An 11,190-nucleotide genomic window follows, 5' to 3' on the forward strand; every position below is an offset into this window, starting at 1 on the left:
GGGGCCGTGGGAGTGCCCCGGAGGGTGCCCGCACGGGGTCGGCCGTGCCTGGGGCGGGAGGGTCCGTGCGCTCTAGTGCGGCGGGTTCGGCGGTTCCTGGTGCTCGCTGCGCGCGGAGCGGTAGTGCAGCACCAGGACCGAGCGGACCGTGCCCTCGGGCGCGGCGTAGCTGTGCGGCAGCCACCCGTCGAAGGCGATGTAGTCGCCGGGGCCGAGCTCGACCCGCCGCCCGTCCACCTCCGCGACCAGCGTGCCGGACTGCACGACGGTGTGCTCGGTGCCCGCGTGGCCGAGCGAGTGCTGCTCGCATCCGGCACGAACCTGCTGGTCGTAGACCTCCATGATGACGCCGCCCGACTCGATCCGGTTGAGCGCGCGCAGGTCGACGCCCTCCCCGCTGAGCACCTCGGTCTCCGCGGCGCGCACCACCGTCACGGCGCTCGGGTACTGGGCGTCCATCAGGTCGGAGATGGGCACCTCCAGCGCGCGGGAGAGGCTGAACACCGTCTCGATGGTGGGGTTCCCGGTCGCCGACTCCAGCTGCGAGAGCGTGGCCTTGCCGATCTTGGAGAGCTGCGAGAGCTTGGAGAGCGACAGCCCGCGGCGCGCCCTCTCCCGCTTGAGATTGGCAGCGAGAATGTCCCGGATGGAACTGCTGGGGGACTTCACTCGGGACTCCTTCACCCGCCGGGGCTGTTCGGTTCAGCGTACGATCCGCTGGCTTTTTTCGTTCGGAATACTGAACGTACACGGGGGGTGCGGGGAACGGAAACCGATCCGCCGGGCCGGGGTGCGGGCCGGTGCGCACCCCGCCCTCGCCGCCACCGGCCGGCCATCCTTGCTCAGCCGGGGCCGGGAGAGCGTGCGGACGTGGGCCGCCCAGACATCGGCAACAGCCGGCGCAGCACCGGCGACATTCAGCCGACCTGCGCGGCCCGCACGCTGCCCGTCCTGGGCGACGGGCGCGTGACCGCCGTGGACCAGGCCCGCTGGGCAGGCAGGCCGCCGAGGTGCCGTCGCCGGCTCCGAGTGGGGGCCGTGGGCGGAGTGGCGGGTTTTCTCTATGACCGTTATCAACCGTCATTAACGGTCATATCGTAGGTATATGTACGACGATATGACTCTGACTCGTCTCCGGGCCACCGAGTACGGCTACCTGGACGAGAACCGCCACGTCTATCTCGACCACACCGGCGCTGGCCTTCCCGCGCGGTTCCAGCTCGCGCGCCAGGCCGAGCGGCTGACCTCGGGCTGCTACGGCAACCCGCACTCCGACAACCCCAGTTCGGCCGCGTCCGACGAGCTCCTCGCCCGTACCAGGCGGGCGGTGCTGCGGCACTTCAACGCCGACCCCGGCGAGTACGCCGTCATCTTCACGGCCAACGCCACCGGTGCGCTGCGGCTCGTCGGCGAGGCCTACCCGTTCGGGCCGGACTGCGGCCTGGTGCTGACCGCGGACAACCACAACTCCGTCAACGGGCTGCGGGAGTTCGCGCGGGCCAGGGGCGCCCGGGGCCTGTACATACCGGTGGACAGCCCCGGCCTGCGGATATCCGGCGCCGCCGTGCGCGGCGCCCTCTCCGGCCGCCCGGCCGCGGCCCGGGGGCTGTTCGCCTACCCGGCGCAGAGCAACTTCACCGGCGTGCAGCACCCCTTGGAGTGGACGGCCGAGGCCCAGGCCCTCGGCTACGACGTGCTGCTGGACGCTGCCGCGTTCGCGCCCGCCAACCGGCTCGACCTCGGCGCCGTGCGCCCCGACTTCGTGGCCGTGAGCTGGTACAAGGTGTTCGGATTCCCCACCGGCGTGGGCTGCCTCATCGCGCGCAGGCCGGCGCTGGCGCGGCTGAGCAGGCCGTGGTTCGCGGGCGGCACCATCCACGTCGCCAGCGCGCAGGGGCAGTGGCACCGGATGGCCGACGACGAGACCGCCTTCGAGGACGGCACCATCAACTTCCTCAGCATCCCCGACGTGGAAGTCGGTCTCGACTGGATCGGCGGCATCGGCATCGACACCGTGCACGACCACGTCTCCGCTCTCACCGCCCGCCTGCTGGACGGGCTGCGGGGCCTCAGGCACCGGTCGGGTGCGCCGGTGGTCAGGCTCTACGGTCCGGACGCCACCGAGCGGCGCGGCGGCACCGTCGCCCTCAACTTCCTCGACGCGGACGGCGGCGTCGTCGAGGAGCGGATCGTGGCCCGCGACAGCGCCGCCCGCACCATCTCGCTGCGGACCGGCTGCTTCTGCAACCCGGGTGCCGGCGAGGCGGCGTTCGCCCTCGGCACGCCCCTGCTGCACCGCGTGGCGGGCGGTGGGCACGGCTCCATCGACGAGTACCTGACGGCGCTGGGCCTGCCGTCCGGCGGCGCGGTACGGGTGTCGCTGGGGCTGCCGTCCAACGAGGCGGACGTGGACGCGTTCGTGGAGTTCGCCGCGGACACCTACCGGGACAGGGCCCCGGAGGCGTCCGGGCTGGCGCCGCGGCTGCGCTGCTGAGAGGCGGCCCCCCGTTCGTGGGGGACCGGGAGACCGCTCCGTTCCCGCCGGTGGCCTCACGGCGCCGGGCCCGGCCGTGCCGGGCGGGGTCAGGCGCGCTCCGCCCTGCCGCACCTGCGCACCAGCACCGCCCAGGTCCCGGCCAGCAGCACCACCGTGAATCCGGCGAGGATCAGCCAGCCGAGCCCGGCCGGGCGGTCGAAGCTGTCGGCGTAGGAGGCCAGCAGCGGCGGGCCGAGCGGTGCGCCGCCGTGCGCCCACAGGTCCGCGAGGCCGATACCGCTGCCCAGGGCCTCGTACGCCCAGCGGTTCGTCATGGCGTAGCTGATCGCCGCGCCCGGCCACGCCATCTGCGGAACGGGCACGAACGCCCCCGAGAACAGCACCTGCGGGAAGCACAGCAGCGGCAGCAGAAGCGTCGCCTGGCCGGCTGCGGACACTGCCGCGGAACAGAGCAGCCCCAGCGCCAGCGCCGCCGCCGAGGAGAGCAGGGTGGTGGTGAACAGCGAGCCGTACACGCCCCAGCCGGCCGCGGGCAGCCTGTCCAGGGACCGCAGCACCGCGAGCAGCAGCGCGTCGGCCGCCGCCAGCACCGGCAGCAGCACGGTGAGCTTGGACAGGACGTAGGGGCCGACCCGCAGCACGGTCAGCCGCTCCCGGCGCACCACCGGCAGTTCGGGGCAGATCTGGAGCAGGCCGTAGGTCAGGCCGAAGAAGAAGCCGCCGAAGGCTATCCAGAACAGGATCATCGCGGACGAGCCCGGGTTGGGCGAGGCGGGGTCGAAGGCGCCCGGCCGGAACAGCACGGCGAACATCGCCACGATCATCACCGGCGACCCGGCGAGCACGGCGAGGCCCAGCCGGTCCCTGACCATGATCTCCGCGTTGCGGCGGGTGAGCAGCGCCCACTGGCCAACGGGGCCGAGACGGCGGGCGGGGCTGGGGGCCGGGGCCGGCGTCGGGGCCGTGGCCGTGGGGGAGCCGGGCCGGGCGTTCCCGCTGTCCGCGGCGGTACCGGCGTCGTCCTCCAGGGTCCCGCGGTCACCCTCCACGATCCCGCGGCCGTCCCCCGCCGCCCCGCCCTCCGCCCGGGCGACCGCCCCGTACGCCTCCTCGACCGTGCGCACCCCCAGCGCCGCGCGCAGTTCCCCGGGCGAGCCGGTGTAGGCGGGAGTGCCGCCGGGGGAGAGGAACAGGACCTGGTCGCAGCGGAGCAGGTCGGAGGGGGTGTGGGTGGTCAGGACGACGGTCGTGCCCGCCGCGGCCACCTCGCGCAGCACCGCCATCAGCTCGGCGCCCGCCGCCGGGTCCAGGCCCGAGGTCGGCTCGTCCAGGAAGAGGACGCCCGGCCTGGTGAGCAGTTCGACGGCGACGCTCACCCGTTTGCGCTCCCCGCCGCTGAGCACGGCAACAGGCTGCCGCGCCCGCCCCGTCAGGCCGAGGGTGGCGAGCGCCCGCGCCACGGCGGCGTCCACCTCGGCGGGCGGCGTGCCGGCCGGCATGCGCAGGCGGGCCGCGTACCGGAGCGTCCGGTCCACCGGGAGCTGCCGGTGGATGATGTCGTCCTGCGGCACGTAGCCGAGGGCCGCCCCGGGCCCCGCCGGCTCCGCGACCTGGGGCCCGGCCACGCCCCCGTACCGCACGCGCCCCTCGGCCGGGGCGCGGATGCCCGCCAGCGTCTCCAGCAGGACCGTCTTGCCCGCGCCGCTGCTGCCCGCTATCACCGTCAGCTCGCCGGGCCCGGCCCGCAGGGAGATGCCGCGCAGGAGCGGGCGCCCGGAGCGCGCCCGCACGGTGAGGCCGTGAGCCGTCACGCGCAGCCCGGCACCCTCAGCCGCCTGCTCCTTCGCCGCCTGCTCCGCCGCCGCACCGATGGGTGTCCGCATACGGTGAGCCTGCCACCGGTGGGCCGTTCGGGTGTTCGCCTTCGGAACACCGGTGTGCCCGGCCGGGGCGTCAGGTGCGCCAGTGGTACCCGAGGGCGAAGTCCACGACGACGGCGTAGGTCAGGTACATCAGCCACATCCCGGTGGCGGTCCTGACCAGTCCGAGTGCGCGCTGCGCGAAGGGGACGCCGACGCTGACGAAGAACTCGAAGAAGTAGACGGCGAACAGGCCGACGAAGACCAGGCCGACGGGCCAGTCCCCGATCTTGAAGAACACCGTCATGCCGATCGCCGAGACCAGCATGAACGCCACCGACATCCCGGCACCCAGGCGCGGGTCGTTGCCGCGGTAGCGGTTCCAGCCGATCGCGAACCAGTGGACGCCGTACACCGTGAAGGCGAGGGCGGTCATGTAGAACGCGGGTTCTCTGAAGACCCGGAACCACGACAGCCCCACGAAGAGGATGACGCCGGCGAGGAACTGGCAGAACCCGGCCATCCAGATGCCCCACACGCCGAGCGCCCGGTCCACCCCCTCGCTCCGCCTGGGCCACCCGGCCAGTTCCCCGGGGCCCCAGATCAGGTAGCCGGTGCCGAGGCCGAAGAAGCCGAGGGCGATCGGGGGGAAGACCGAGGGGGAGAAGGTTATGTCCACGTCGTCTCATCTCCTTCGAAGCGCCGTTCCTTCGAAGCGGCGGGCCGGTCACCCGGCGGTTCGCTGAGGCGGATGGAGTTGTACGACCCATATGCTACGTTTTTCGGCTTATGCATGCCGGTCGGAGGCGTCCGCGGTCCCGGCCGGGCCGCAGTTGCGGAACCATCCCCTCCGGATACCGTCGGATCAGGCAAGTGCCACCGCACCGAGGAGCAGGCGGATGGGCGTCAGACGATGGATGCGCGCATGGCCCGTGTACCGGCAGCTCACCGGGCCGGACCCGCTGGGCCGCGGCAAGGCGACCGAGTCGCCCCGTTCAGCCGCCCTCGCGCCCAGGACCGAGGGCGCCGACCGGGTGGCCGACTCCGTCTGCCCGTACTGCGCCGTGGGCTGCGCGCAGCGCGTCTACGTGCGGGACGAGCGGGTCGTGCAGATCGAGGGCAACCCGAACAGCCCCGTCTCCCGCGGCCGGCTCTGCCCCAAGGGCTCCGCGAGCAAGCAGCTCGTCACCGGGCCGCAGCGGGAGACGAAGGTGCGCTACCGGGCGCCGGGCGCCACCGAGTGGCAGGACCTCGACCTGGACACCGCCATGGACATGGTGGCCGACCGGGTGCTCAAGGCGCGGCGCCGGGGCTGGCAGGACGCCGACGAGAACGGGAACACCCTGCGGCGCACCATGGGCATCGCGAGCCTCGGCGGCGCCACGCTGGACAACGAGGAGAACTACCTCATCAAGAAGCTGTTCACGGCGCTGGGCGCGCTCCAGGTGGAGAACCAGGCGCGCATTTGACACTCCGCCACGGTTCCCGGTCTGGGAACCTCGTTCGGCCGCGGCGGAGCCACGGACTACCAGCAGGACCTGATCAACTCCGACTTCATCGTCATCATGGGCTCGAACATGGCCGAGGCCCACCCGGTCGGGTTCCAGTGGGTGATGGAGGCCAAGGCGCGCGGCGCCCGGGTCGTCCACATCGACCCGCGGTTCACGCGTACCAGCGCGCTCGCCGACCAGCACGTCACGCTGCGCGCGGGCACCGACATCGCGTTCCTCGGCGGAGTGATCAACTACATCATGGAGCACGACCTGTGCTTCCGGGAGTACGTGGAGGCCTACACCAACGGGCCCCACCTGCTGAGCGAGAGCTTCCAGGACACCGAGGACCTGGACGGCCTGTTCAGCGGCTACGACCCGGCCACCGCCGCGTACGACGCCTCCAGCTGGGCGTACGAGAGCGCGCCGGTGGAGCCGGTGCCGGGCCACCGGGCGAAGGAGCAGGCCGCCCCCGACCAGCACGGCGCCCGCGGCCCCGTCGTCGACGGCTGCTCGGAGGGCCTCACCTGCGACTTCTCGATGGAGCACCCGAGGTCCGTCTACCAGGTCGTCAAGCGGCACTTCTCCCGCTACACGCCGGAGATGGTGGAGCGGATCTGCGGGGTGCCCCAGCACGTCTTCCTCGACGTGTGCCGGGCCTGGACGGGCAACTCGGGCCGGGAGCGCACCGCCGCGCTGGTCTACAGCGTCGGCTGGACGCAGCACTCCGTCGGCGCCCAGTACATCCGCGCCGGAGCCATCGTCCAGTTGCTGCTGGGCAACATCGGCCGCCCCGGCGGCGGGGTCTTCGCACTGCGCGGGCACGCCAGCATCCAGGGCTCCACGGACGTCCCCACGCTGTTCAACCTGCTGCCCGGCTACCTGCCGATGCCGGACGTCACCCACGAGGACCTGGCCGGCTACGTGAACGCCATCCGCGGCCGGAACCAGAAGGGGTTCTGGGGCAACGCGGAGTCGTACACCGTCTCGCTGCTCAAGGAGTACTGGGGCGAGAAGGCGACCGCCGAGAACGACTACTGCTTCGACTACATGCCGCGGATCAACGGCGACCACGGCACCTACCGCACCGCGATGGACATGGTCGACGGGAAGGTGTTCGGCTACTTCCTGCTCGGCCAGAACCCCGCCGTCGGCTCCGCGCACGGCCGCCTGCAACGCCTCGGCATGGCCAACCTGGACTGGCTCGTCGTCCGCGACCTCACCATGATCGAGAGCGCCACGTTCTGGAAGGACGCGCCCGAGACCGAGACCGGGGAGATCGTCACCCAGCAGTGCCGCACCGAGGTGTTCTTCTTCCCCGCCGCCTCGCACGTGGAGAAGTCCGGCACGTTCACCCAGACCCAGCGCATGCTCCAGTGGCGCGACCAGGCCGTCGAACCCGCCGGCGACCAGCGCTCCGAGCTGTGGTTCTTCCACCGGCTCGGGGTGATCCTGAAGCAGAAGCTGGCCGGCTCCACCGACGAGCGCGACCTCCCGCTGCTCGACCTCGCCTGGGACTACGCCACCGAGAACGGCGAGCCGTCCGCCGCGGACGTGCTGCGCCACATCAACGGCATCGACCTGACCACCGGACGCACCGTCAGCGGCTACACCGACCTCAAGCCCGACGGCACCACCGCCTGCGGCTGCTGGATCTACAGCGGCGTCTACGCCGACGAGGTCAACCAGGCCCGGCGCCGCAAGTCCCGCTTCGACACCGGCCCGTACGACGCCGAGTGGGGCTGGACCTGGCCGATGAACCGCCGCACCCTCTACAACCGCGCCTCCGCCGACCCCGAGGGCCGGCCCTGGAGCGAGCGCAAGGCGCTGATCTGGTGGGACGAGGAGCACGGCGAGTGGACCGGCCACGACACCCCGGACTTCGAGCGGACCAAACCGCCCGGCTACGTGCCGCCCACGGGCTGTTCAGGACCCGCGGCGCTGCGCGGCGACGACGCGTTCATCATGATGTCCGACGGCAAGGGGTGGCTGTTCGCGCCGGCCGGCATGGCCGACGGCCCGCTGCCCACCCACTACGAGCCGCACGAGTCCCCCATGCGCAACCTCCTGTACGGGCAGCAGTCCAGCCCGGTGCGGAAGGTGTACGGGCGGCCCGACAACCCGTCCAACCCCGCCCCGCCCGAGGCCCACGGCGAGGTGTTCCCGTACGTGTTCACCGCCGCCCGGCTCACCGAGCACCACACCGCGGGCGGCATGAGCCGGCAACTGCCCTACCTGGCCGAGCTCCAGCCGGAGCTGTTCGTGGAGGTCTCCCCGGAACTGGCGGCCGAGCGCGGCCTCACGCACCTCGGGCGGGCACATGTGATCACCAGCAGGACCGCGGTGGACGCCCGCGTCGTCGTCACCGACCGGCTGGCGCCGCTGCGCGTGGACGGCCGCGTCGTCCACCAGGTGTGGATGCCCTACCACTGGGGCCAGACCGGGCTGACCACCGGTGACGTGGTCAACGACCTGATCGGCGTGGTGGTCGACCCGAACGTGTTCATCCAGGAGAGCAAGGTGCTGACCTGCGACATCCGGCCGGGCGGCCGGCCCAGGGGCCCCGAGCTGATCGACTACGTGCAGGACTACCGGCGACGCGCGGGCGTCACCCCCTGGACCGGCGTCCGGATCGTGACGGCCGGCGGCCCGGCGCACACCGAGGCCCAGCCCTGGGAGGCGCCGCCCTCGAAGCGGGAGGACGGGGGAGCGCCCTCGGAGCGGGAGGACGGGGAACAGCGCCCGAAACGAGACGGACGGCCGGCGAACCCGGAGGAACCCTCATGAGCCAGCACGGGCAGAGCAGCTTCTACGGGCCGCTCGCGGATCCCGCCGCGGACGCCGGCCACCTCGACCACCCGCCGCGGATGGGCTTCTTCACGGACACCTCCGTCTGCATCGGCTGCAAGGCCTGCGAGGTGGCGTGCAAGGAGTGGAACGGCGTGCCCGAGGACGGCATCGAACTGCTCGGCATGTCCTTCGACAACACCGGCATGCTCGGCGCCAGCTCCTGGCGGCACGTCGCCTTCATCGAGCAGGAACGCACGCTGGGCCACCAGGACGCGGGCCTGTCCGACCTGCCAACCGGCCCCTCCGGCACCCGGGCCGCCGAGGAGGCGGTGTCCCGCGCGCTGCCCGGCGCCGAACGCGGCGGAGGCGACCTGGGCACCGCGCCCGTGCACCTCGGCTTCCCGTCCTTCGAACTGCCCGGCGCCGCGACCGGCGCGGAGAGCCGCAGCGAGTTCCGCTGGCTGATGTCGTCCGACGTCTGCAAGCACTGCACCCACGCAGGCTGCCTCGACGTCTGCCCCACCGGGGCGCTGTTCCGCACCGAGTTCAGCACGGTCGTCGTCCAGGACGACATCTGCAACGGCTGCGGCTACTGCGTCTCCGGCTGCCCCTACGGCGTCATCGACCGGCGGCCCGGCGACGGCCGCGCCTGGAAGTGCACCCTCTGCTACGACCGCCTGCGCGGCAACCTGGAGCCCGCGTGCGCGCAGGCATGCCCGACGGACTCCATCCAGTTCGGCCCGCTGGACGAGCTGCGCGAGCGCGCCGCCCGGCGCGTGGACGAGCTGCACGAGGCCGGCGTGCCCGAGGCCCGGCTGTACGGCCACGACCCCGAGGACGGCGTGGGCGGCGACGGCGCGTTCTTCCTGCTCCTGGACGACCCGGAGGTGTACGGCCTGCCGCCCGACCCGGTGGTGCCCACGCGGGACCTGGGGCAGATGTGGCGGTACGCGGGCATCGCTGCCACGGCCCTGCTGGCCGCGTCGGCCGCGGTGTTCGCGAGGGGAGAGCGATGATGGCGCGGGACGAGGGGATTCCACGGGGGAGCGACGGACACCCGGGCGGGGCGGGCCACCGGCCGGACGTCTCGTTCACGGGCCGCCGGGGCGGTCACGGGGACGGGCGCGCGGGCCGGGGTTCCGGCGGGTCCGGTCCCGGAAGGTCCGACGGCGACGGGAGCCGGGAGCGCGCCGTGGTGCCGCCCGCGGAGTTCCGCTCGTACTACGGCAGGCCCGTGCTGAAACCCCCGGTGTGGGAGTGGAAGGTCCCGGCCTACTTCTTCACCGGCGGCCTGTCGGCCGGCGCGGCCCTGCTCGCGGCCGGCGCGGACCTGACGGGGCGTCCGGAGCTGTGCCGGGTGTGCCGCGTGGGCGGCTTCGGCGCGCTGCTCGTCAGCAGCTACCTGCTGATCGCGGACCTCGGCAGGCCGGAGCGTTTCCACCACATGCTGCGGGTGGCGAAGCCCACGTCGCCGATGTCCGTCGGCACCTGGATCCTGGTCGCCTACGGGCCGGGCAGCGCGCTCGCCGCCGCGGCCGAGCTGCTGCCCGGGTCCGTCCGCGCCACCTGGCCGGGCCGCGTGCTGCGGTGGGCCGCCCGCCCGGCGGGTATGTCGGCGGCGGCCATCGCCCCCGCCCTGGCCTCCTACACCGCGGTGCTGCTCTCCCAGACGGCGGCCCCCGCCTGGCACGACGTCCGCAAGGAGCTGCCGTTCGTCTTCACCGGCTCCGCGGCGGCCAGCGGCGGCGGCCTCGGGATGCTGCTGGCACCGGTGGCCGAGGCCGGCCCCGCACGGGCGCTCGGCGCGGCCGGGGCGGTCGCGGAGTCGGTCGCGTCCCGGCTGATCGAACGCAGGCCAGGGCTGGTCCCCACGGCCTACACCACCGGCCGCGCCCACCGCCTGCGCCGCGCCGCGGAGTTCCTGACGCTGGGTGGCGCGGCGGCAGCGGTCACCGTGGCCCGCCGCAACCGCCCGGCCGCCGCGTCCGCCGGCCTCGCCCTGCTCGCCGGAAGCGTCCTCCAGCGCTTCGGGGTCTTCGCGGCGGGGGTTGCCTCCACTCGGGACCCGAAGTACGTGGTGGTCCCCCAGCGGGAGGGGCTCGCTTCGCGGGGGCGGTGAGGGGGCGCCCCTTCGGCCCGGTGACGGTGTGCGGGTGCGTCGTGGTTGCTTGCGCAGTTCCCCGCGCCCCTTGAGGCGGGGCTGCGCCCCGATCAGTACGCGCGGACCTGCCGCTCCGAGTAGCCCTTCCCTATGAGGAACCACAACAGGCTCCCGAGGAACGGCGCGATGACCACGAACACGCACCACACGAACTTCATCCCGGCCGAGAAGCGGGACCTGAGGATGCTCACGAAGGCGCCGATGATGAAGAGGACGTACGCCACCATCACGGCGATCAGGAGGACGGCTGCAAAGATACTGAGACCGCTGTGCATGAGGTTCACCCGCTGTTCGTTCCGACCGCTTCCAGGACGTTCGCCCTGCTGGCAGTCACGAGGCTAGGGCTGGGACCGATCACAGGGCGTCACCCTGCGGCAGCATCCGTTGCACTCG

8 protein-coding genes are annotated in these 11,190 nt (G+C 72.9%); 4 read left to right on the top strand and 4 right to left on the bottom strand.

Annotated elements, in window-relative coordinates:
- Positions 1-72 precede the first annotated feature (72 nt).
- Positions 73-669, bottom strand: a complete 597-nt coding sequence (locus Sm713_RS11580; RefSeq protein ID WP_212909538.1) for a helix-turn-helix domain-containing protein — start codon at positions 667-669, stop codon at positions 73-75.
- Between the two features lie 448 nt (positions 670-1,117).
- Here Sm713_RS11580 and Sm713_RS11585 point away from each other — a divergent pair, with 448 nt between their 5' ends.
- Entirely contained in the window at positions 1,118-2,494 is a 1,377-nt protein-coding gene (locus Sm713_RS11585) for an aminotransferase class V-fold PLP-dependent enzyme (RefSeq protein WP_249416235.1), read from the top strand.
- An 89-nt stretch (positions 2,495-2,583) separates the two neighbouring features.
- On the opposite strand, the gene Sm713_RS11590 is transcribed toward Sm713_RS11585, so the two are convergent.
- The gene (locus Sm713_RS11590) at positions 2,584-4,380 is read right to left on the bottom strand and encodes an ATP-binding cassette domain-containing protein (protein WP_212909540.1); all 1,797 of its coding nucleotides are present in this window, start codon (positions 4,378-4,380) and stop codon (positions 2,584-2,586) included.
- Between the two features lie 70 nt (positions 4,381-4,450).
- Positions 4,451-5,035 carry a hypothetical protein gene (locus Sm713_RS11595; protein ID WP_212909541.1) on the bottom strand — a complete coding sequence of 195 codons (585 nt, stop codon included), beginning with the start codon at positions 5,033-5,035 and terminating at the stop codon, positions 4,451-4,453.
- A gap of 220 nt (positions 5,036-5,255) precedes the next feature.
- Between Sm713_RS11595 and fdh the strand changes: the two genes are divergently transcribed.
- The 3 genes from fdh (at position 5,256) to nrfD (ending at position 10,755) form a co-directional block, all read left to right on the top strand.
- A complete protein-coding gene (fdh, locus tag Sm713_RS11605; protein WP_374195978.1) occupies positions 5,256-8,633 on the top strand; it encodes a formate dehydrogenase in 3,378 nt (1,125 codons plus the stop codon).
- Positions 8,630-9,652, top strand: coding sequence for a 4Fe-4S dicluster domain-containing protein (locus Sm713_RS11610; protein WP_212909544.1), 1,023 nt, complete (start codon positions 8,630-8,632; stop codon positions 9,650-9,652). The genes fdh and Sm713_RS11610 overlap by 4 nt, the downstream gene beginning before the upstream one ends.
- Positions 9,653-9,828: 176 nt before the next feature.
- The gene (gene nrfD, locus Sm713_RS11615) at positions 9,829-10,755 is read left to right on the top strand and encodes an NrfD/PsrC family molybdoenzyme membrane anchor subunit (protein WP_249416236.1); all 927 of its coding nucleotides are present in this window, start codon (positions 9,829-9,831) and stop codon (positions 10,753-10,755) included.
- Positions 10,756-10,847: 92 nt separating this feature from the next.
- Here nrfD and Sm713_RS11620 read toward each other — a convergent pair whose 3' ends face one another.
- Positions 10,848-11,072 carry a PLDc N-terminal domain-containing protein gene (locus Sm713_RS11620; protein WP_212909545.1) on the bottom strand — a complete coding sequence of 75 codons (225 nt, stop codon included), beginning with the start codon at positions 11,070-11,072 and terminating at the stop codon, positions 10,848-10,850.
- Between the last annotated feature and the right edge of the window lie 118 nt (positions 11,073-11,190).

It is taken from the genome of Streptomyces sp. TS71-3 (assembly GCF_018327685.1).
GTDB lineage: Bacteria > Actinomycetota > Actinomycetes > Streptomycetales > Streptomycetaceae > Streptomyces.